This window comes from Pseudomonas sp. CCOS 191 (assembly GCF_001007005.1).
Taxonomy (GTDB): Bacteria; Pseudomonadota; Gammaproteobacteria; order Pseudomonadales; family Pseudomonadaceae; genus Aquipseudomonas; species Aquipseudomonas soli.
In genome coordinates this window covers 2,312,299-2,332,331 of record NZ_LN847264.1, presented here as the reverse complement: position 1 = coordinate 2,332,331, position 20,033 = coordinate 2,312,299, and the positions used below count along the sequence as shown (strand labels likewise).

Here is a 20,033-nt window from a genome sequence, read left to right as displayed (position 1 = left end):
CAACCAGCTGAGGAGATCCCCATGACCTTCCATGCCGTGGCCAGCCTCGACCAGCTTGATGAACACCGGCCCATGCGCGTCCAGGCCGGCACCGAGGACATCGTCCTGGTACGCCAGGGCGAGCGGGTGCGTGCCTACCAGGCCAACTGCCCGCATGAGGGCGCGCCACTGGAGCAAGGCGCGGTCTGTGGTGGGTTGCTGATCTGCCCCTGGCACAAGGCCGCCTTCGCCGTGGACGAGGGCGCGGTGTGCGAGCCCCCGGCGCTGGCCGGTCTGCGTCGGTATGCCGTGCAGGTCAGGGACGGCCAGGTATGGGTGGACGAGCAGCCACTGCCCGAGGCTGAAGCGCCCCGCCACAGCGACGCGCGCACCTTCGTCGTGGTGGGTGCCGGCGCCGCCGGGGCAGCCGCCATCGCCACCTTGCTCGACCATGGCTTTGCCGGCCGCCTGTTGTGGGTCGACCAGGAACAGCCGAACGCCTACGATCGCACCGCCCTCAGCAAATTCGTCATCGCCGGGCAGATGCCGGTGGACGAAGTAGCCTCACTGCTCGCGCCAGTCGACCTGCACCGAGGCCAGCTGCAGCGCATTCACGGCAAGGTACGCGCGCTGGATGCCGGCAAGCGCGTGATCAGCCTGGCCGACGGCCAGCAGTTGAAGTACGACGCCGCCCTGCTGGCCACCGGCGGCAAGCCCAACCGCCCCCAGCTCCCCGGCGTGCAACTGCCCGGTATCTGCGTACTGCGCTCGCGCACCGATGCCGCGCAGTTGCTCGACCTGGCCGAGCCGGGCCAGCCGGTGGTGATCGTCGGCGACGGTTTCATCGGCCTGGAGGCCGCCAGCGCCCTGCGCAAGTACGGCCTGCAGGTGCATGTGGTCACTCGCCACGCCATCCCGCTGGCCCGGCAGTTGGGCGAGCGCATCGGCCAGACCCTGCGCGAGCTGCATGAGCGCAAGGGTGTGCAGTTCCACGGGCCGACCGAGGTGATCGGCTTCGACGGCCACGAGCGCGTCGAGGCCGTGCTGCTGGCCAATGGCGAGCGCCTGGAGACCGCGCTGGTGCTGTTGGGCACCGGCGTCACCCCGGCCACCCGTTTCGTCCAGGGCCTGCCCCTGGCCGAAGACCATTCGCTCACGGTGGATGCGCACCTGCAGGCCGCCGACGGCCTGTGGGCGGCCGGCGATATCGCCACCTTCCCCCTGGCCGGCCGCCCGGTGCGCATCGAGCATTGGCGCCTGGCCCAGCAGCACGGCGTGATCGCCGCCGCCAACATGCTCGGCGAGCGGCGCCGCTACGACGACGTGCCGTTCTTCTGGACCTACCAGCACGGGCGCACCTACGAAGTGCTCGGGCACGCCAGCGGCTGGAACCGTATCGAGTACGTCGGCTCGCCGGAACAGGGCGACTTCATCGCCCTGCAGTGCCTGGACGACCAGGTCGAGGCGGTGATCGCCAAGGGCTGTTCACGGGCCATGGCCGTGCTGTCGCAGCGCATGAAGCGGCCGCTGTCGAGCCGCGAGGCGCGTGCGCTGATCGATGCCTGGCCAGAGGGATGAGCCATTCGCCAGCGCCTGGAAACGGCGCCTGGCCGGCGCTTTCAAAGCAGGGCGGAACTGTGTAAAAGAGGGGAACCCCTCTCAGGATGTCAGAAAAGGATTATCTGCAATGATCTACCGCCCCCTTGGCCACTCCGGCCTGCAAGTCTCGGCCCTGACGCTCGGCAGCATGATGTTCGGTGAACAGACCAGCACCGAAGACTCGCTGCGCATCATCGACAAGGCCTGGGACCAGGGCATCAACTTCGTCGACACCGCCGATGTCTACAATGCCGGCCGCTCCGAGGAAATCGTCGGCGAGGCAGTGGCGCGCAACCGTCACGAGTGGATCATCGCCTCCAAGGCCGGCTATGGCCCGGTCGATGGCCTGCCGAACCGCAGCGGCCTGTCGCGCAAACACCTGTTCAATGCCATCGAGGCCACCCTCACGCGCATGGGCACCGACTACCTGGACATCTACTACCTGCACCGCGAGGACCATTCGGTACCGCTGGAAGAAACCGTGCGCGCCATCGGCGACCTGCTGGCGCAAGGCAAGATCCGCTACTGGGGCGTGTCCAACTTCCGCGGCTGGCGCATCGCCGAGATCTGCAACGTGGCGCAAAGGCTCGGCGTGGCCAAGCCGGTGGTCAGCCAGCCGTTGTACAACATCGTCAACCGCCAGGCCGAGCCCGAGCAACTCACCGCCGCCGCCTACCATGGCCTGGGCGTGGTGCCGTTCAGCCCGCTGGCCCGTGGCGTGCTCAGCGGCAAGTACGCGCCAGGCTCCACCCCCGACGAAGGCAGCCGTGCCGGCCGCCAGGACAAGCGCATCATGGAAGTGGAATGGCGCCAGGAATCGCTGGCCATCGCCCAGAAGATCCATGCCTATACCGAGGCCAAGGGCGTGGGCATCGTCGAATTCGCCATCGCCTGGGTGCTCAACAACCGCCTGGTCAGCTCGGCCATCGTCGGGCCGCGCACCGAGGCGCAGTGGGACACCTATGCCGGTGCGCTGGAGGTCAAGGTCACGGCGGAGGACGAGGCCTTCATCGATTCGCTGGTGACGCCCGGCCATGCCTCGACCCCGGGCTTCAACGATGTCGCCCACTTCGTCAGCGGGCGCCTGGCGCGCTGACACCTGCTCCAGGGCGTGGAGTGAGGCGTGGGAGCGGGCTTGCCCCGCGATGAAGGTTGCGCAATGCCCGGCACCCGCTACGCGGGTGTTCGCGGGGCAACCCGCTCCCACGTTGTCCCCTGCAGATCGACAGTTCATGTGTCCGCAAGCCCAATGGCGGTCCGCGCCGATTACTGGCATTGTGTGCCTTTCCCAGCGCAAAGGACGCGCTCCATGGCCCTGCACCTCTGGTTGACCTTCTCCTTCGCCTACCTGCTCACCTCGCTGCTCCCCGGCCCGAATGTCCTGCTCACCGTGCGCAATGCCTTGCGCTATGGCCCGTCCGGCATGGGCATGACCCTGTTCGGCAACCTCACCGCGCAACTGCTGACGATCACCGCCGTGGCCATGGGCGTGGGCGCCCTGCTGATCTCGTTGCCCACGGCGTTCCTGGCGCTGAAGCTGGCCGGCGCCGCTTACCTGATCTACCTCGGCCTGCGCCAGTTGCTGGGTAAAGGCGCCACCACCACGTCGACGGCGCAGGTGGCCGCGACGCCGCCCCAGACGCAATGGCGGATCGCCGTGGAAGCCTTCCTGGTCTCGGCGAGCAACCCCAAGACCCTGGTATTTTTCTGCGCCTTCCTGCCGCAGTTCCTAGAGCCTGGGCGGCCGATCTTCGGCCAGTTCGCGGCCATGTACCTGAGCGGCTCGCTGATCGTCTGCCTGGTGCACTCCTTCTACTGCTTCACCGCCTGGCGCTTCGGCCTGCGCCTGAAGGCTTCGCCCCTGGCGGCCTGGTTCAAGCGCGCCAGCGGCGCGCTGTTCATCGGCCTGGGCGTGCGTCTACTCAACACCCGGGCGGTATAGGCCTCACTCGCTCGCCAGCATGGCCAGGGTGGCGATCATCGCCAGCACGGCGAACCCACACGCCACGTAGCCCAGGGCGCCCAGGCCCAGGACCTGGATCGCCGCGCCGCCCAACGCCGCACCGGCGGCGATACCGGCATTGGCCGCCGACACGTTCAAGGTCCCGGCCAGAGCCTGGGCCTTGGCGCCGGCCTGCATAACCCGCACCTGACATACCGGGAACAGCGCCGTGTAGGCGATGCCCCACAGCACCAGCGCGCCTCCCAGCAGCCATGCAGTGCCGAGCAACGGGGTGACCGCGCCCATGCCCAGCGCCAGCATCGCCAATAGCAGCAGGGTCGCCCGCAACGGGCTGCGATCGATGATGCGCCCGGCCAGGCCATTGCCGAGCATGCCGACCACGCCAAAGCCCATCAGCCACCAGCCCACTTCGCCGGCCGGCACGGCGGCCAGCTGTTCAAGCGTCTCGGCCAGGTAGGTGTAGGCAGTGAACATGGCGGTGAATACCAGCGCCGAGAGCAGCACATGGGCGATGAAACGGCGGTCCTTGAGGATCACCGTCTGCCGCTCCCCCGGCGCACGGGCGGGTGCCGCCGGCACAGTCGGCAGCCACGCCCACATCAACAGCGCCACCAGCAGGCACAGCCCGGCGAGCAGCGCGAAACTGCCACGCCAGCCGACCAGCCCGGCGGCCAGCGTGCCCAATGGAATGCCGAAGACAAATGCCGCGGTGATGCCCAGGTACACCCGTGACACCGCCCAGCCCTCGCGCCCCGCCCCGGCCAATTGCCCGGCGCTTTCGCTGGCGGTGCCCCAATACACCGGCAAGGCCAGCGCGGCGATAAAGCGTGCCAATGCCAGCACCCAGATGTTCGGCGCCAGCGCCGACAGCGCGTTGGACGCGGCGAACACCAGCAGGATGGCGATGAACAGCCCCTTGCGCGGCATTGCCGACAGCCAGGCGGTAAGCGGCGGCCCGAACAACATCACGGTCACGGCGAAAAGCGTGACCAACTGGCCCGCGCCCGCGACCGACAGGCCAAGGTCGCGGGCCAGCGCCGGCAGCAGGCCGAGAATCAGAAATTCGGTGGTCAGTACCGCGAAGCCGCCAATGGCGAACAGGCCGATGGACAACCCCGTACGCGGCGCTAGGCGCGTGAGGGTGGCGTGGGTCAGGCTGGAAGTGGACATCGGCTGCGATCCTGGTTGAATGGCAGGCCAGCTTAATCTGGAAATACGTTCCGATTACTGGTAGTTATTCCTTTATCAAGTGAATGAAATTCAGTAATAAAAGGCCTCGCCATGTCTGCCTCAGAACGCCTCAAGGACATCGACTTCTTCGTCAGCGTGGCCAACGCTGGCAGCTTCATCGCCGCCGCCGAACGCATGAACCTCACCAGTTCCGCCGTGAGCAAGGGCGTCGCGCGCCTGGAGAAACGCCTGCAGGTGCGCCTGTTCGAGCGCACCACCCGGCGCCTGGCCCTGACCGACAGCGGCGCCGACTACTACCGCGCGTGCACCCGCGTGCTGGCGGACATCGAGGAGGCCGAGCTGGCCCTCAACGACGAACACCAGACGCCCTGCGGCAAGCTGCGCATCGACCTGCCAGCCACCTTCGGCCGTCTGCACGGGCTCCCCGCGGTACTGGACTTCGCTGCGCGGCATCCACGGCTGCAACCGCACATCACCCTCTCCGATCGCTTCGTCGACCTGGTCGAGGACGCCATCGACATCGTCGTGCGCATCGGTGGACCACAAACCTGGCAGCCAGGCATCGAGCACCGTTACCTGGGCAGCCAGCGCCTGGTGTTCTGCGCCGCCCCCGCCTACCTGGCCCGCCACGGCACGCCCCACGACCTGCAGCAACTGCAGGCCCAGGGCTGCGTGCTCTATGCCTGCGCAGACGGCAGCACGCCGGCCCTGCACTTTGCCGGCGCCCGCCCGGGCCTGACGCAGCTGCGCGGCATGCCCGGGCGCCTGGCCATCGGCGATGCCGAAGGGCAAGCACTTGCCGTCAGCGCCGGGCACGGCATCGCCCAGTTGCCGACCTGGCTGGTGCAGCGTCAGCTCGATGAAGGGACGCTGCAGCAGGTACTGCCGGCGTATGCGATGGAGGGATTGCCGATCAATCTGGCCTGGCGCCGCAACCGCGGACACCTGCCCAAGGTGAGCGCGATGGTCCAGGCCCTGGCCGAACGCCTGGGGCCGCTGATTCAGGGCTGACCCAGGTCAAGCGCCACTGCCGATACTCACAGGAAGGTAAATACCTGCCCCGCCGCCAACCGCGACTTGCTCAACCCGGCGTTGAAATCCTCCTCGCTGCGATAGCCCAGGCTGAGCAGCACCACGCTGGTGTAGCCCTGCTCGCGCAGGCCCAGTTCGGCGTCCAGGGCCTTGGCGTCGAAACCTTCGATCGGCGTGGCATCCAGGCCGTGGGCGGCGGCGCCCAGCAGCGCGGTGCCCAGGGCCAGGTAGACCTGCTTCTCCATCCAGTGCTGCAAGTCCTTGAAGTCATGGCGGTGCAGGTCGACATAACCGCGGCGGGTCTGGTCCTGGACTTCGCGGGCCTGCTCGTTGCGGAAGCGGCCATCGGCGGCTTCCTGCCCCAGCACCGCCTGCAAGTGGGCTTCGGTCATGTTGGTACGGGCAGCGAACACGATCACATGGGAGGCATCGCGCAGCTTCGGGCTGTTGTAGGCGAATCGCGCATCGGTGGCCTTGGCCAGGCGCGCCTTGCCTTCGGCGCTGTCGGCCACGACGAAGTGCCAGGGCTGCGAATTGACCGAGGACGGGCTGTGGCGCAACTGCTCGAGCAACGCGTCGATGGTGGCCTGGGGGATTTTGCGGCTGGCGTCGTAGGCCTTGGTGGTGTAACGGCGTTTGGCGAGGGCAACGGTGTCCATCTAGGGCAATTCCTCAAGGGTTCGTGAATGAATGGCATCTTATCTTCCCGACCGCAAAGAAAAACCAGCACAATGCAGCAACACTTTCATCCCTGGAGTGAAAATGCTGCGCATCAACGACCTCGAACTGTTCGCCCGTGCCAGCGCCCTGGGTAGCTTCACCGCCGCGGCCCACGAGGCCGACCTGCTGCCCGGCCAGGTGGCCGCGGCGATCAAGCGCCTGGAACGCGAGCTCGATGTGCGCCTGTTCGCCCGCACCACCCGCAGCCTGCGCCTGACCGCCGAAGGCGAGCTGTACCTGCCCACCGCCCAGCGCGTGATCGATGCCCTGCGCCAGGGCCGCGAGGACCTGCATGGCAGCCACAGCTGCCTGCGCGGCGTGTTGCAGGTGGCGGCGCCTTCGGACATGGGCCGCAACCTGCTGCGGCCCTGGCTCAGTGCATTTCGCCGCGAGCACCCGGGGCTGGGCCTGCGCTTCTTCCTCTCCGACCAGTTGGCCGACCTGTACCGCGATCCGGTGGATGTCGCCATCCGCTACGGCCAGAACGAGGACGCCAACTACATCGCCCTGCCCCTGGCGCCGTGGAATCGCCGGGTGCTGGCGGCCTCTCCGGACTACCTGGCGCGCCATGGCCGCCCGCTGACCCCCGAGGACCTGCAGCAACACGACTGCCTGCTGTACCTGCAGCAAAGCCGGGTGTACGACAAATGGCGCCTGGGCAACCGCACCGTGCAGGTGCGCGGGCCGCTGTTCAGTGACGATGCCGACGTGGTGCGGCGCTGGGCGCTGGAAGGCGAAGGCATCGTCTACAAGTCGTGGCTGGATGTCAGCGCCGATGTCGCCGCTGGCGCGCTGGAGCTGCTGCTGCCCGAATACCCCGGCGAGCTGACCCCGGTGACCCTGGTGTGCCCGCACCGCAAGCAGCTCACCCCCGCCGTGGCCCAGTTGCACCTGTGGCTGCGCGAGCGTTTCGCCGCGCTGCGCCCGGACGACATGTTGCAGCCGTTGTCGCCGGGCGTATAGTGCATCCACCCCCGACCGCAAGGAGCTGTCATTCATGCCGAGCCTGGAATTTCTCGTCACCGCGCTGATCATCGTGCTGATCCCCGGCAGCGGGGTCATCCTCACCGTATCGAGCGCCCTGGTGGCCGGGCGACGCGCCTGCCTGTGGACCGCCACCGGCTGCACCCTGGGCATAGTCCCGCACCTGCTGGCCTCGGTGCTGGGGCTCTCGGCGCTGCTGCACACCAGCGCCCTGGCCTTCCAGGGCCTCAAGTTCGCCGGCGTCGCCTACCTGCTGTACCTGGCCTATGCCACCTGGCGCGACCGTGCGGCCTTCGCCGTGGACGCGCACGCCACCCCCGCCGCCGCCAGCCAACTGGTGATCAAAGCCTGCCTGCTGAATATCCTCAACCCCAAGCTGACGCTGTTCTTCCTCGCCTTCCTGCCGCAGTTCATCGTCCCGCAGGCCGGCTCCGCGACCGTGCAGATGCTCAGCCTCAGCGCGGTGTTCATGGCCATGACCTTCGTCGTCTTCGTCCTCTATGGCCTGCTCGCCCACCTGTTCCGCCGCGCCGTGATCGACTCACCGAAGGTGCAGGCCTGGTTGCGCCGCGGCTTCGCCGCCTCATTCGCCGGGCTTGGCCTCAACCTGGCACTGGCGCAGCGCTGAAGGCTGCACAATCGTTCTAAACGCCCGGGCCGTTTGTGCGTTAAGGTCATCCATCGACCACCCACACGGCCCGCCTCCATGAGCAACTGGATCGACCTCAGACAGGACGCCGACACCGGCATCGAGTCGGTCCGCGCCCATTTCACCGGCCACGCCTACGACCCGCACTGGCACGACAGCTTCCTGGTCGGGGTGACCGAACAGGGCGTGCAGCAGTTCAACTGCCGCCGCGAACGCCATTGCAGCACGCCCGGCCAGGTGTTTGTGCTCGAGCCTGGCGACCTGCATGACGGCCATGCGCCGACCGTGGAAGGCTTCACCTATTCGACCCTGTACCTGGACACCAACTGGCTGGAAACCGAACTGCGCGCCCTGTTCGAGCCCGCCCCCTCAGGCGCCCTGCCCAGCTTCGGCACCCTGCTGCACCAGGATCCGCGCCTGGCCGGCGCCACCGCCCGGGCCTTCGAGACGGTGCACTACAGCGACCTGCGCATCGTCCGCCAGACCGCCCTGGACGATCTGCTGAGCTGTCTCACCGGGCACCTGCACTGGCGCAAACGCCTGGACCCCGATCCACGCCTGCCGCTGTGCGCCCAGGTCGCCCGCGACTATCTGCATGCGCACCTGGACCAGGACATCGGCCTGGCCGAGCTGGCACAGGTCTGCGGCGTCGACCGCTTCCGCCTGACCCGGGCGTTCAAGGCAGCCTTCGGCCTGGCGCCGCATGCCTACCTGATCCAGCTGCGCCTGGCCCGCGCGCGGCGGCTGCTGGCCCTGGGCGAAACGCCGGCCAGCGTCGCCACCGCCCTGGGCTTTGCCGACCAGAGCCACCTGGGCCGCTGGTTCCGCCGCGCCTACCGGCTGACCCCGGCGGACTACCGCAAGCGCTGCTCAAACCTTCCAGACTGAAGCCGCGCTGGCGGCGACCATGGTGCTTCGATCACACGGAGCCATGACCATGTCGCACTCGCTGTTGCCCTTCATCCTGTTTGCCCTGGCCGCCAGCATCAGCCCCGGGCCGACCAACCTGTTGATCCTCGCCCACGGTGCCCGGCGCGGCTTGCGCGCCAGCCTGGCACCGATCATGGCGGCCTGCTGCGCGGCAGCGGCGGTGGTGTGGCTGGTGGGAACGGGGCTCGGCGCGTTGCTGCTGCGCTATCCCCTGGCGCAAATGGCCATGAGCTGGGCCGGCGCCCTGTGGCTCAGCTGGCTGGCCTGGAAGATGCTGCGCAGTGCCAGTGCACCCTTGCTGGCGGGCAGCGACGGTGGCCTTGGCCCTCTGAGCGCGGCGACCCTGCAGGTGATCAACCCCAAGGTTTGGGTGACGGCGGTGGCGATGGTCGGCCTGTTCGCCACCCCGGCACTGCCGATGGGCTGGCTGGCCCTGGTGTTCCTGCTGGTCGCCCTGCCCAGCATGACCGCCTGGGCATTGATGGGCATCGGCAGCGCACGCTGGTTGCGCTCGTCGCGGGCCTTGCGCCTGTTCAACCAGGGTCTGGCGGGGTTGCTGCTGGTGTCGGCCTGGTCGGCCTTGCTGGTATGAGCGCCGTTCAAGTGCGCCCGGCGCTGGCGGTACGCAGGCGCATCCCCAGGCGCGGCCCGAACACGTTGATCAACAGGCCCAGCATCACCAGCAGCGCGCCCCAGCCTTGTGCCTCGCTCAGGCGCTCGCCCAGCAGCAGCGCCGCGGAACTCAGGCCCACCACCGGCACCAGCAGCGAGAACGGCGCCACCTTGCCCGCCGGGTGGCGCGACAACAGTTTGCTCCACAGGCTGTAGCCGACCATGGTGGCGACGAACGCCAGGTACGCCAGGGCCAGCACCGAACTCCAGCCGATGTTGGCCAGGGCATGGCCAATGCGCTCGGGGCCTTCCAGCCACCACGACAGTGCCAGGAACGGCAGCGGCGGAATCAGCCCGCCCCAGATCACCAGGGCGACCAGGTCCACCTGGCCGAAACGCCGGGTGATGATGTTGCCCATGCCCCACATGGCGCCGCCGCACAGGGTCAGCAGCAGCGCGACCAGCGGCACGTGGCCGCTGTCCTCGCTACCGATCACCGCCAGGCCGCTGGCGGCCACCAGCAGGCCGAGCACGCTGGCCAGGCGCAGCCGCTCGCCGAGAAACATGGCGGCGAAGCCCAGGGTGAAGAACGCCTGGGACTGCAGCACCAGCGAGGCCAGCCCTGGCGGCATGCCACTGGCCATGGCCTGGAAGAGGAAGGCGAACTGGCCCAGGGAAATGGTCGCGCCATAGGCGATCAGCCAGCGCCACGGCAGGTTCGGGCGCTTGATCAGGAACACCGCCGGGAAGGCCACCAGCAGGAAACGCAGCGCCCCAAGCAGCATCGGCGGCAGGCCGTCGAGCCCCACCTTGATAACCACGAAGTTGACGCCCCAGGCGATGATCACCACCAGGGCGATCAGCAGGTCCTTGAGTGGCATTGCAGGCATTCCTTCTTCAGGCTTGTTATAGACATATTTGGTTACAGCATACGGGCATCACGCCGCCGCGGACCAGCACAGTTGCGTACCAGCCTTGTGTAACAGTCGGCTGTGATGGCCGGCGAAAGCACGCGATCACTCTGCGCATGCTTCACTTGACCAGACTTGTATATACATGATCATATCGGGCTTCGGCCATCCGCCCTGCGTCCCGCCGATAGCCGCCGCCTTTCACAAAAACAACGAAGCGGAGCCTCCCGATGTCCAGCAAACCCGTGATCGAGCGCCGCTCGATCGACTACATCCCCGAGTCTGAGCGCCATGGACGCGTCTACAGCCAATTCACCCTGTGGCTGGGAGCCAACCTGCAGATTACCGCGATCGTCACCGGCGCCCTGGCCGTGGTGCTGGGCGGCGACGTGTTCTGGTCGTTGATCGGCCTTCTGCTCGGGCAACTGGTCGGCGGCGCGGTGATGGCCCTGCATGCCGCCCAGGGTCCGCGCCTGGGGCTGCCGCAGATGATTTCCAGCCGCGTGCAGTTCGGCGTCTACGGCGCGGCCATCCCCATGGCCCTGGTGTGCCTGATGTACCTGGGCTTCACCGCCACCGGCACGGTGCTGTCCGGCCAGGCCATCGGCCAGTTGCTGAGCATCAGCGACAGCGCCGGCATCCTCATCTTCGCCGGGGTGATCGTGCTGGCGACCCTGGCCGGCTACCGGGTGATCCACTGGATCGGCCGGGTGGCCAGCGTGCTGGGGATCATCGCCTTCGTCTACCTGTTCAGCCGCATCCTGATGCTGGCCGATATCGGCCAGCTGCTCGACAACCGCCACTTCAGCTGGGCCAGCTTCCTGCTGGCGGTGTCGCTGGCCGCCTCCTGGCAGATCGCCTTCGGCCCTTACGTGGCCGACTATTCGCGCTACCTGCCCAGCCACACCTCGCCACTCAAGACCTTCCTCGCCGCCGGCCTGGGCTCGGTGCTCGGCGCCCAGGCCTCGATGATCCTCGGCGTGTTCGCCGCGGCCATCGCCGGTGGCCAGTTCTCCGGCCGCGAGGTGGCCTATATCGTCGGCCTGGGCGGTGCCGGCACCACGGCGGCGCTGCTGTACTTCTGCATCGCCTTCGGCAAGGTGACCATCTCGACCCTCAACAGCTACGGCAGCTTCATGTGCATCGCCACGATCATCAGCGGCTTCCGTGGCCACCTGCAGATCAGTCGCGTGCAGCGCCTGGTGTTCGTGCTCGGCATCGTCGGCGCGGCGACCCTGGTCGCGCTGCTCGGGCAGCACTCGTTCCTCAGCGCGTTCAAGTCGTTCATCCTGTTCCTGCTGACCTTCTTCGTGCCCTGGAGCGCGGTGAACCTGGTGGACTACTACTTCATCACCAAGGAACGCTATGACATTCCGGCACTGGCCGACCCGGATGGCCGCTACGGGCGCTGGAACTGGCCAGGCATCGGCGTGTACACCTTCGGCGTGCTGGTGCAGATGCCGTTCATCGACACCAAGCTGTACACCGGGCCCATGGTCGCGCACCTGGGCGGCGTGGACGTGTCGTGGCTGATCGGTTTGGTGGTACCCAGCGTGCTGTACTACTGCGTGGCGCGCCGTCGGGCGGCCGAGGCACCGGCGAGTATCATCGTGCCTGAAGCACGCTGAGCCGGGTTGGGTGCTCTTGGGAGGTCTACGTAATTTGTGAAATCGAGCGCCGCCCGCGCGGCGCATCGCGGATGAATCCGCTCCTACATTTGTTGCAACGTACCGAACCTGTCAGACCATGGTTGCCCGCCTTGGTGCATGTCTTGAGACGAGTTAGGCGGCGGCAATGCCCGCCGAAAAATCGCGTCGAGCGCACAAGGCTTACAACCATGGCCTATCAGACATGGCCATGTTGCAACAAACGTAGGAGCGGATTCATCCGCGATGCGCCGCGCGGGCGGCGCTCGATCTCACAGGCGCCAAAATACTACCGACAGACATCTCAAAAACATTGTCATTTTTCGGTCAAACAACTGTCGTAATCTGCGGTGCAACTCTGTGCCACAGGTCTCCGGCATGCCTCGCCTGCTTCCCCTACTGCTGTGCCTGCTTGCAAGCCTGGCTTGCGCCGAGCCGGCGCAACTGCGTATCCAGGGCTCCAACACCATCGGCGCCGCGCTTGGCCCAGCCTTGGTGCGGGGCCTGTTGCAAGCGCAGGGCGCGAGCGCCATCGAGCGCCAACCTGGTGCCTCCGCCAACGAGACCACGCTTCACGCTGTCGATCGCAACGGCCTGCCCTTGCGCATCGACATCGCCGCCCACGGCACCAGCACCGGCTTCGCCGCGTTGGCCCGGGGCGAAGCGGACCTGGCCGCGGCCTCGCGACCGATCAGTGACAGCGAGCTGCAACAGTTGCAGGCCCTGGGCAACCTGCGCGGCGCGGGCTCGGAGCAGGTCATTGCCCTGGATGGCGTGGCGGTGATCACCCATCCGGACAACCCCCTCGCGCAACTGACCACCGCGCAATTGGCGCAGGTGTTTTCCGGGCAGTTGCAGCGCTGGGAACAGCTGGGCGTGCCCGGTGGGGCGATCCACCTGTATGCCCGCGACGACCGCTCCGGCACCTTCGAGACCTTCAAGGCCCTGGTGCTTGCCCCGCACAACCAGGCGCTGGCCCCCCAGGCACGGCGCTTCGAATCCGCCAATGTGCTGGCCGCCCAGGTCATGGCCGACCGCCAGGCCATCGGCTTCAGCGGCCTGGGCACGGTCCACCAGGCCAAGGTGCTGGCGGTGGCCGAGGGTGACGCGCCTGCCCTGCTCCCCAGCCGCGCCTTGGTGGCCAGCGAAGACTACCCGCTGTCGCGGCGCCTGTTCTTCTACCTGCCCGCCCACGCCACGCCCCAGGCCAGGGCCCTGGCGGAGTTCGCCCAGAGCCCCGCCGGACAGGCGATCGTCGCCGACCAGGGGTTCGTCTCCCAGCAGATCAAGCCACAGCCGGTACCGGCCCAGGCCGACATGCCGCCGCGCTACCGGGCACTGGCCAGCGAAGCGCAACGCCTGAGCGTCAACTTCCGCTTCCAGGAAGGCAGCGCCAGCCTCGACAACAAGGCCCTGCGCGATGTGCAACGGGTCGGCGACTACCTGCGCCAGGCCGGCAAGCTGCAGGGCAAGGTGGTGCTGGTGGGCTTCGGCGACCCCAAGGAAACACCCGGCCGCGCCGCCCTGCTGTCGCGGCTGCGGGCCATGGCGGTACGTCGCGAATTGGCCCGGGCCGGGGTCCAGGCCAGGGACGTGACGGGCATGGGCGACGAACTGCCGGTAGCCGACAACGATCTGCAGCAGGGGCGCCTGCGCAATCGCCGCGTCGAGGTCTGGGTGTACTGACCCGCTCAGCACCCATCGGGCAGTTCGACCCGGGCCACCAGCCCGCCGCCCACGCGATTGCGCAGGGTCAGCTCGCCGCCCTGCTCGCGCACGCTGGCACGGGCGGCCGAGAGGCCGAGGCCGACGCCGCCGGTGTCGCGGTTGCGCGAGCCCTCCAATCGGTAGAACGGCTCGAACACCTGCTGTAGGGCCTCCTCGGGAATGCCCGGACCACTGTCGCGCACCTCGATGACGATCAGGTGGGCCGCGCGGCGCAGCGTAACCTGCGGATCACGGGCATACTTCATGGCGTTTTCCAGCAGGTTGACGATCACCCGCTTGGTCGCCAGCGGACGGCCGTCATGCACCAGGTGCGCCGGGCCCTTGAAGGTGACGGCGAGCTGCTGGTCGCGGTAGTCGTCGACCAGGGTCTGCAACAGCTCCGACAGGTCGTAGGCCGTGCGCTGCTCCAGCTGCGTGCCTTCGCGGAAGAACGCCAGGGCCTCGTTGATCATGCTCTGCATCTCTTCCACATCGCGAATCAGCTTGTGCTTGTGGTCCAGGTCTTCCATGAACTCGCTGCGCAGGCGCATGCGTGTCAGCGGGGCGCGCAGGTCGTGGGAGATGGCCGCCAGCATGTGGGTACGCTCGCGAATGAAGTGCTGGATCTGTGCCTGCATGGTGTTGAAGGCGATGATCGCCTGGCGGATCTCCTCGGGGCCTTCGATGGCGATGGGCGGCGCCTGCAGATCGCCACCGAAGCGCCGCGCCGCATTCGCGAAGCGTTGCAGCGGCGCGGCCAGCTGCCGGGTGGCAAGCCAGGCCACCAGCAGGGTCGCCACCAGCCCCAGCCCGATGACCACCGCCAGCCGCGCCGGAGCGCCCATGCCCCAACTGCGCTCCGGCGGCACGAACAGCAGCCAACTGTCATCATCCAGCCCGACCAGCGCCACATAGTGCGCATCGGCGCTGCCAGCAGGCCAGTCGCCCGGGTTGTACACTTCGATCGGGCGTGCAGGGCCCAGCAGTTGCGCCATCGCCGGCACCTGCCCGGAATTTAGCGGCACGCCCGGACCGGGCAAGCCGAAGTCTGCCCGTCGTGTGCTCCACCTTACCCGCAACGTCGGAGTGCTCGCCGCCTCGGCCAGTTGCCCACGCAACGCTGGCGGCGCGGTCTCGATCATATGGGCGGTCACGGCGAGCTGATCGAGCAGGCCGGTGCGCTCGATGGGCGGACGCGCCCAGCTGCCGGCAAGCTGGACGAACAAGGCGTTGAACGCCAGCGAGGCCAGCAACGCGACGAAGATGGTCAGGGCAATCCGCTTGCGCAAGGTGTCGCGGCCCAGCAGACGACGGATCACGAGCGGGTCACCTTGGCGCTGAACAGGTAGCCGCCATTGCGCACGGTGCGGATCAACTCCGGGCGCTTGCTATCGGGCTCTATCTTGCGCCGCAGCCGGCTGACCTGCACATCGATGCTGCGGTCGTAGGCGTCGTGACCATGGCCACGGGTCAGGTCGATCAGTTGTTCACGGGTGAGGATGCGCTGCGGGTGTTCAAGGAACACCACAAGCAGGTCAAACTCCGCGCCAGACAGCGGGATCATCACCTGCTTGGGCGAGCGCAGCTCGCGGCAGGTGACGTCCAGGTGCCAGCCGGCGAAACCGATCACCGGCCTGGCCGCCTCGCCGCGAGGGGCCTGCTCGCCGGCACGGCGCTGCACGGCGCGCAGGCGGGCCAGCAGTTCGCGCGGGTCGAAAGGCTTGGTCAGGTAGTCGTCGGCGCCCAGCTCCAGGCCGATGATGCGGTCGCTCAGCTCGGCCATGGCGGTGAGCATGATGATCGGCACCCCGACCTGCGCACGCAGTTTCTGGCACAGGCTCAGGCCGCCCTCGCCCGGCAGCATCAGGTCGAGGATGATCGCGTCCGGGCGCTGGCGCTCGATGGCCGCCCACATTGCCTGGCCTTCTGCGGCCAGGTCCACCTCGTAGCCCTGCTGGACGAAGAACTTTTTCAGCAGGGCGAGGATTTCCACATCGTCATCGACGATCAGCAGTCTACTCACGGCGGTACAGGTCCGGAAAAAAGGCGTATCTAAAACCATTGCGCCGCCCGGGTCATTTATTTCAATCGGGCAACATTTCGTCACGAGTGACACGATTCGGACATCACCTGGCAAACATTACCCTGCACCCTGCGGGCCTTCCATTCGCCGAGGGCTCCCCATGAAGATAGCCGACAGCCGCAACAACACTGATGTTCAAGAAGGTTCCGCCCCCCTGATCCTCAGCCAGCGCCACACCAGCCGCGGCCAGACGGGCTCACTGATCGTGCAGCAGGAGAGCCTGGGCCTGGCGGACGACCTGGGCTACATCACCCTGCGGCGCTACTTCGAGCATTACGATCCGGGCTGTGGCGAATGGGTCGAATACAGCCATACCGTGCCCATTCGTGAGCTGATCCACTGGCTGATGGCGCATGGCAAGTTGCAGATCCGGGCCTCGCAGGACGCGCCCCCGACCCAGGCCTGGCAGGCCGCTGCGCAAGAGGAGCGCCGCCCATGAGCCGGCGGCATCTGCTGACGGTCATGCTGACCAGTACCCTGAGCCTCTCGGCATGCAGCAGCAACAAGCCGGCACCGGCCGGGTTTCTCAAGGACTACGGCCTGCTCACCCCGCACCAGGCGCCGTCTGGCGGTACCGTACTGAGCTGGGCCGACCCCAAGTGGCCACGGGGGCGCTATATCGAGGTCTACCTGGCGCCCAGCCGCTTCTACCCGACACCCGAACCGAGCCCGCGTATTCCCCAGGCAACCCTCGCCTCGATCAGCCACTACTACGACGCGGTACTGCGCAAGGAAATAGGCAAGGTGATGAAGGTAGTGGATACCCCTGGCCCGAACACGCTGGTGGTCAGGCCAGCCATTACCCGTATCAGCGCCGACGCACAAAGCCTGCGCTACTACGAGTGGCTGCCGATCACCCTGGTCGCGGCTGGAGTAAGCAGTGCCGTAGGGATGCGCGACCGGGACAGCGAAATCGCCACCGAACTGTCGTTCGAAGCCGGCACCAGCGGGCGAGTAGTGGGCGAAGCGATGCTCGCAGGCACTGGCGTGCCGCTTGAGAACGACCGCCAGGTGATGACGGCCGACAACGTCAAGGCCGTGCTCGATGGTTGGGGCGTCGACCTGCGCCAGGCATATGCGGCGCCCCTGAGATAATGTGCCGTGCCGGTGTTTGGGCAGACTGCCTTCAACGACCTCATCGCTGGCAAGCCAGCTCCCACAGGGATAGCGCAAGACTCAAGAACTGCGCGGGCGAGGTGGGAGCTGGCTTGCCAGCGATGCGCCGCGTCAGCGGCGCCCTGTCGACTCAGGCCTTCAGCGTGGCCATGTCGATGACGAAACGGTATTTCACATCGCCCGCGATCATCCGCTCGTAGGCCTGGTTGATGTTGCGGATGTCGAGCATCTCGATATCGCAGCTGATCCCGTGCTCGGCACAGAAGTCGAGCACCTCCTGGGTTTCGGCGATGCCGCCGATCAGCGAGCCTGCCAGGACCCGGCGCTTCATCACCAGGTTGGCCGCATGCAGCGGCGGATCGACCGGCTCGATCAAGCCGACCAGGATATGCACACCGTCGAACCTCAACGTCTCGAGGTAGGGGTTGAGGTCGTGCTGGACCGGGATGGTGTCGAGCAGGAAGTCGAAACGGCCGGCCGCGGCGCGCATCTGTTCGGCGTCGGTGGACACGATCACTTCATCGGCACCCTGGCGTCTGGCCTCCTCGGCCTTGGCCGCGGAACGGGTGAACAGCGTGACATGCGCCCCCAGCGCCTTGGCGAACTTGATGCCCATGTGCCCCAGCCCGCCCATGCCCAGCACGCCGACCTTGTGCCCCGGGCCAACGCCATGGTGCTTGAGCGGCGAGTAGGTGGTGATGCCGGCGCAGAGGATCGGCGCCGCGCTGGCCAGGTCGAGGCCTTGGGGAATGCGCAGGACGAAATCCTCGCTGACCACGATGCTGCTCGAGTAGCCGCCCATGGTATTGCTGCCATCGACCCGGTCGGGGGTAGCGTAAGTCATGGTCGGGCCTTCCAGGCAGTATTGCTCGACGCCCTGGCGGCAGGCTTCGCAGTGACGGCAGGCATCGACCATGCAACCTACACCGACCAGATCGCCCACCTGGTAGCGGCTGACCTGCGCGCCAACCGCAGTGACCCGACCGACGATCTCATGGCCAGGCATCAGCGGATAGACGGCGATGCCCCACTCGTTGCGGGCCTGATGGATATCGGAGTGACACACGCCACAGTAGAGGATCTCGATGGCGACATCGTCGGCCCGCGGGCTGCGACGCTGGAAGCTCATGGGAGCCAGGGGGCTGGTGGGGGACTGGGCGGCGTAGCCGATGGCGGTGTACATGCGGACCTCTCTCAGGCGAAACGGTTCAGGCGGCGCATTTTGCGCAGCCTGGCCTGCCCCGGCCACGGCCGATTCTCCGGCATGCATGCCTGATTCTCCGGACCTGACCGCTCCCCCCTGGCGCCAGCCAGCTAATCTGCGAAGATGCCAGTGTCCGATTCTCTGCCCGGTTTCGCCATGCACCTGACTTGCCACGTGGATGCCAATGCCACGCTCTGCTCACTGATCCGCAGCCTCGCCACGCGCCCCGGGTTCGTGCCCACCGCCCTGCCCCAGGTCCAGGTCCTGACCTGGGACCACTACGTGGCCAGCAGCCCGCAGATCTACGAACCCAGCCTGATCATCGTCGCCCAGGGCAGCAAGCTGGCGCGCCTGGGCCCGCGCACCCTGGAGTACGGCGCCGGGCATTACCTGGTGCAGGCGCTGTCGGTGCCCTTCCTCTGCGAAACCTTCGCCACACCCCAGGCGCCGCTGCTGGGCGTGGCGGTGGACATCGATCGCGCCATGCTCGGCGAGCTGGTGCAAAGCATGAACCTGGGGCCGGATGCCGCGGTTCAGGTACAGACCCCGCAGTCGATGACCTCGGCGGCGCTGGATACGGCCATGCGCGAGAGTGTCGAACGCCTGCTGCAGTGCCTGCAGGACCCGCTGGACGCCAAGGTGCTGGGGCCGGCGCGGGTGCGCGAGGTACTCTACACCGCGCTGCGCGGCCCCCAGGCCGGGGTGCTGCGGGCACTGGTCGAACAACAGGGACATTTTGCCCGGATCGCCTCGGCCCTGGCCTACCTGCGCGAGCACTACGCCGAGCCGCTGGGGGTGGATGAGCTGGCCGGCCGGGCGAACATGAGCGTGTCGACCTTCCATGAGCACTTCAAGCGCTGCACCGACCTGGCGCCGATGCAGTACCTCAAGCGCCTGCGCCTGCTCAAGGCACAACAGATGCTGATCGGCGAAGGCCTGGGCGTGGCCCAGGTGGCGCATCGGGTCGGCTACCAGAGCACCTCGCAGTTCAGCCGCGAGTACAAGCGCCAGTTTGCCCGCAGCCCTGGCGAGGAGCAGACGTACCAGAGCCTGCCGGCTTGATTGCTGGCCTGCGCCGCGCCGGCAGTTACTGACGCAGGACCATCGCCTCGATGGTCGCCTGCAATTCGCGCTTGGCGGCCTCGGCGGCCAATTCGCCGGCCGCCGCCGCCAGGGACAGCGCCTCCGCCGCCCCTACCAGCACCCACAGGCCGGCCACGCCGATATCGCCACCCGGTGCGAACGGCGCCAAGGCTTCCCGGCATTTGTCCATGAACGGCCCTTCATAGCCGCGCTTGAGCGCCTCGAGCTCCGGCGAGCCGGCCAATGCCGCACTGACACCGGGGATCTCGCGCCCTTGGGTCGCCACGCAGTCCACATAAGCCTCGGCGATCACCCAGGCCCGCCCCGGCAGGTCCGCCGGACAACCGGCCAGGGCCTTGTCGAGCATCGCCGTCTGGCGTGCGTCGTACTCCTGGTACAGCGCCAGCAACAATCCGTTGCGGGTTTCGAAGTGGTCATACACCACCGGCTTGGTCACCCCGGCCTGCTCGGCCAGACGCCCCAGGCTCAGGGCATCGGTGCCTTCTTCGCGCACCAGCTGCCAGGCCACATCCAGCAGCTGCCGGCGACGCTCCTCGCGGGACAGGCGTTTGCGCGGCGCGGTCTTTTCCTCGCTTGACATCGATTACCTACCAAAAGTAACTT

General features: G+C 67.4%; 20 protein-coding genes. 13 read left to right on the top strand and 7 right to left on the bottom strand.

Translation table 11 applies throughout. The annotated features are described in order from the left end of the window. The first annotated feature begins 21 nt into the window (after positions 1-21). The 3 genes from CCOS191_RS10765 (at position 22) to CCOS191_RS10755 (ending at position 3,520) form a co-directional block, all read left to right on the top strand. The gene (locus tag CCOS191_RS10765) at positions 22-1,557 is read left to right on the top strand and encodes an apoptosis inducing factor family protein (protein WP_046855182.1); all 1,536 of its coding nucleotides are present in this window, start codon (positions 22-24) and stop codon (positions 1,555-1,557) included. 109 nt (positions 1,558-1,666) lie between these two features. Next, positions 1,667-2,674: an aldo/keto reductase gene (locus CCOS191_RS10760; protein ID WP_046855181.1), complete on the top strand. Its 1,008-nt coding sequence runs from the start codon at positions 1,667-1,669 to the stop codon at positions 2,672-2,674. A gap of 213 nt (positions 2,675-2,887) precedes the next feature. Continuing rightward, the gene (locus CCOS191_RS10755) at positions 2,888-3,520 is read left to right on the top strand and encodes a LysE family translocator (protein ID WP_046855180.1); all 633 of its coding nucleotides are present in this window, start codon (positions 2,888-2,890) and stop codon (positions 3,518-3,520) included. Positions 3,521-3,523: 3 nt separating this feature from the next. On the opposite strand, the gene CCOS191_RS10750 is transcribed toward CCOS191_RS10755, so the two are convergent. Then, complete coding sequence (locus tag CCOS191_RS10750) at positions 3,524-4,711, bottom strand: MFS transporter (RefSeq protein WP_046855179.1); 1,188 nt, start codon at positions 4,709-4,711, stop codon at positions 3,524-3,526. Positions 4,712-4,822: 111 nt separating this feature from the next. On the opposite strand from CCOS191_RS10750, the gene CCOS191_RS10745 reads away from it, so the two are divergent. Next, a complete protein-coding gene (locus CCOS191_RS10745) occupies positions 4,823-5,743 on the top strand; it encodes a LysR family transcriptional regulator (protein ID WP_046855178.1) in 921 nt (306 codons plus the stop codon). Between the two features lie 26 nt (positions 5,744-5,769). Here CCOS191_RS10745 and CCOS191_RS10740 read toward each other — a convergent pair whose 3' ends face one another. Then, positions 5,770-6,423, bottom strand: coding sequence for an oxygen-insensitive NAD(P)H-dependent nitroreductase NfsB (locus CCOS191_RS10740; RefSeq protein ID WP_046855177.1), 654 nt, complete (start codon positions 6,421-6,423; stop codon positions 5,770-5,772). A 103-nt stretch (positions 6,424-6,526) separates the two neighbouring features. Between CCOS191_RS10740 and CCOS191_RS10735 the strand changes: the two genes are divergently transcribed. From CCOS191_RS10735 to CCOS191_RS10720, 4 genes are all read left to right on the top strand, one after another. Then, the gene (locus tag CCOS191_RS10735; protein WP_046855176.1) at positions 6,527-7,447 is read left to right on the top strand and encodes a LysR family transcriptional regulator; all 921 of its coding nucleotides are present in this window, start codon (positions 6,527-6,529) and stop codon (positions 7,445-7,447) included. Between the two features lie 34 nt (positions 7,448-7,481). Then, entirely contained in the window at positions 7,482-8,096 is a 615-nt protein-coding gene (locus CCOS191_RS10730; RefSeq protein WP_038706363.1) for a LysE family translocator, read from the top strand. A 78-nt stretch (positions 8,097-8,174) separates the two neighbouring features. Next, positions 8,175-9,005, top strand: a complete 831-nt coding sequence (locus CCOS191_RS10725; RefSeq protein WP_046855175.1) for an AraC family transcriptional regulator — start codon at positions 8,175-8,177, stop codon at positions 9,003-9,005. 49 nt (positions 9,006-9,054) lie between these two features. Next, the gene (locus CCOS191_RS10720) at positions 9,055-9,639 is read left to right on the top strand and encodes a LysE family translocator (protein WP_046855174.1); all 585 of its coding nucleotides are present in this window, start codon (positions 9,055-9,057) and stop codon (positions 9,637-9,639) included. 7 nt (positions 9,640-9,646) lie between these two features. On the opposite strand, the gene CCOS191_RS10715 is transcribed toward CCOS191_RS10720, so the two are convergent. Beyond that, complete coding sequence (locus CCOS191_RS10715; RefSeq protein ID WP_046855173.1) at positions 9,647-10,540, bottom strand: EamA family transporter; 894 nt, start codon at positions 10,538-10,540, stop codon at positions 9,647-9,649. Positions 10,541-10,800: 260 nt separating this feature from the next. On the opposite strand from CCOS191_RS10715, the gene CCOS191_RS10710 reads away from it, so the two are divergent. Next, positions 10,801-12,198, top strand: coding sequence for a purine-cytosine permease family protein (locus CCOS191_RS10710; protein WP_046855172.1), 1,398 nt, complete (start codon positions 10,801-10,803; stop codon positions 12,196-12,198). Between the two features lie 396 nt (positions 12,199-12,594). Continuing rightward, entirely contained in the window at positions 12,595-13,902 is a 1,308-nt protein-coding gene (locus CCOS191_RS10705; RefSeq protein WP_046855171.1) for a phosphate ABC transporter substrate-binding/OmpA family protein, read from the top strand. A 5-nt stretch (positions 13,903-13,907) separates the two neighbouring features. Here CCOS191_RS10705 and CCOS191_RS10700 read toward each other — a convergent pair whose 3' ends face one another. After that, positions 13,908-15,242 (bottom strand): ATP-binding protein, encoded by a 1,335-nt coding sequence (locus tag CCOS191_RS10700; protein ID WP_046855170.1) that lies wholly within the window; start codon positions 15,240-15,242, stop codon positions 13,908-13,910. Then, positions 15,239-15,985, bottom strand: a complete 747-nt coding sequence (locus CCOS191_RS10695) for a response regulator (protein WP_046855169.1) — start codon at positions 15,983-15,985, stop codon at positions 15,239-15,241. Before CCOS191_RS10695 ends, CCOS191_RS10700 begins: the two co-directional genes overlap by 4 nt. Positions 15,986-16,106: 121 nt before the next feature. Here CCOS191_RS10695 and CCOS191_RS10690 point away from each other — a divergent pair, with 121 nt between their 5' ends. Then, positions 16,107-16,445: a hypothetical protein gene (locus CCOS191_RS10690; RefSeq protein WP_046855168.1), complete on the top strand. Its 339-nt coding sequence runs from the start codon at positions 16,107-16,109 to the stop codon at positions 16,443-16,445. Continuing rightward, the gene (locus CCOS191_RS10685) at positions 16,442-17,101 is read left to right on the top strand and encodes a DUF3313 domain-containing protein (protein ID WP_046855167.1); all 660 of its coding nucleotides are present in this window, start codon (positions 16,442-16,444) and stop codon (positions 17,099-17,101) included. Before CCOS191_RS10690 ends, CCOS191_RS10685 begins: the two co-directional genes overlap by 4 nt. A 151-nt stretch (positions 17,102-17,252) precedes the next feature. Here the strand turns inward: CCOS191_RS10685 and CCOS191_RS10680 are convergent, their stop codons facing one another. Then, the gene (locus CCOS191_RS10680) at positions 17,253-18,305 is read right to left on the bottom strand and encodes an NAD(P)-dependent alcohol dehydrogenase (RefSeq protein WP_046855166.1); all 1,053 of its coding nucleotides are present in this window, start codon (positions 18,303-18,305) and stop codon (positions 17,253-17,255) included. 177 nt (positions 18,306-18,482) lie between these two features. On the opposite strand from CCOS191_RS10680, the gene CCOS191_RS10675 reads away from it, so the two are divergent. Beyond that, positions 18,483-19,388, top strand: a complete 906-nt coding sequence (locus CCOS191_RS10675; RefSeq protein ID WP_046855165.1) for an AraC family transcriptional regulator — start codon at positions 18,483-18,485, stop codon at positions 19,386-19,388. A 25-nt stretch (positions 19,389-19,413) separates the two neighbouring features. On the opposite strand, the gene CCOS191_RS10670 is transcribed toward CCOS191_RS10675, so the two are convergent. Beyond that, on the bottom strand, positions 19,414-20,010 hold the full coding sequence (locus CCOS191_RS10670; protein WP_046855164.1) for a TetR/AcrR family transcriptional regulator: 597 nt from the start codon (positions 20,008-20,010) through the stop codon (positions 19,414-19,416). Positions 20,011-20,033 lie beyond the last annotated feature (23 nt).

Excerpts from the sequence above, each read along its gene's own strand:
- CCOS191_RS10750 (WP_046855179.1), bottom strand. The coding sequence starts at position 4,711 with ATGTCCACTTCCAGCCTGACCCACGCCACCCTCACGCGCCTAGCGCCG.
- CCOS191_RS10695 (WP_046855169.1), bottom strand. The coding sequence starts at position 15,985 with ATGGTTTTAGATACGCCTTTTTTCCGGACCTGTACCGCCGTGAGTAGA.
- CCOS191_RS10765 (WP_046855182.1), top strand. The coding sequence starts at position 22 with ATGACCTTCCATGCCGTGGCCAGCCTCGACCAGCTTGATGAACACCGG.
- CCOS191_RS10725 (WP_046855175.1), top strand. The coding sequence starts at position 8,175 with ATGAGCAACTGGATCGACCTCAGACAGGACGCCGACACCGGCATCGAG.
- CCOS191_RS10685 (WP_046855167.1), top strand. The coding sequence starts at position 16,442 with ATGAGCCGGCGGCATCTGCTGACGGTCATGCTGACCAGTACCCTGAGC.
- CCOS191_RS10745 (WP_046855178.1), top strand. The coding sequence starts at position 4,823 with ATGTCTGCCTCAGAACGCCTCAAGGACATCGACTTCTTCGTCAGCGTG.
- CCOS191_RS10705 (WP_046855171.1), top strand. The coding sequence starts at position 12,595 with ATGCCTCGCCTGCTTCCCCTACTGCTGTGCCTGCTTGCAAGCCTGGCT.
- CCOS191_RS10670 (WP_046855164.1), bottom strand. The coding sequence starts at position 20,010 with ATGTCAAGCGAGGAAAAGACCGCGCCGCGCAAACGCCTGTCCCGCGAG.
- CCOS191_RS10675 (WP_046855165.1), top strand. The coding sequence starts at position 18,483 with ATGCACCTGACTTGCCACGTGGATGCCAATGCCACGCTCTGCTCACTG.
- CCOS191_RS10690 (WP_046855168.1), top strand. The coding sequence starts at position 16,107 with ATGAAGATAGCCGACAGCCGCAACAACACTGATGTTCAAGAAGGTTCC.
- CCOS191_RS10715 (WP_046855173.1), bottom strand. The coding sequence starts at position 10,540 with ATGCCACTCAAGGACCTGCTGATCGCCCTGGTGGTGATCATCGCCTGG.
- CCOS191_RS10680 (WP_046855166.1), bottom strand. The coding sequence starts at position 18,305 with ATGTACACCGCCATCGGCTACGCCGCCCAGTCCCCCACCAGCCCCCTG.
- CCOS191_RS10755 (WP_046855180.1), top strand. The coding sequence starts at position 2,888 with ATGGCCCTGCACCTCTGGTTGACCTTCTCCTTCGCCTACCTGCTCACC.
- CCOS191_RS10720 (WP_046855174.1), top strand. The coding sequence starts at position 9,055 with ATGTCGCACTCGCTGTTGCCCTTCATCCTGTTTGCCCTGGCCGCCAGC.
- CCOS191_RS10760 (WP_046855181.1), top strand. The coding sequence starts at position 1,667 with ATGATCTACCGCCCCCTTGGCCACTCCGGCCTGCAAGTCTCGGCCCTG.
- CCOS191_RS10740 (WP_046855177.1), bottom strand. The coding sequence starts at position 6,423 with ATGGACACCGTTGCCCTCGCCAAACGCCGTTACACCACCAAGGCCTAC.
- CCOS191_RS10730 (WP_038706363.1), top strand. The coding sequence starts at position 7,482 with ATGCCGAGCCTGGAATTTCTCGTCACCGCGCTGATCATCGTGCTGATC.
- CCOS191_RS10735 (WP_046855176.1), top strand. The coding sequence starts at position 6,527 with ATGCTGCGCATCAACGACCTCGAACTGTTCGCCCGTGCCAGCGCCCTG.
- CCOS191_RS10710 (WP_046855172.1), top strand. The coding sequence starts at position 10,801 with ATGTCCAGCAAACCCGTGATCGAGCGCCGCTCGATCGACTACATCCCC.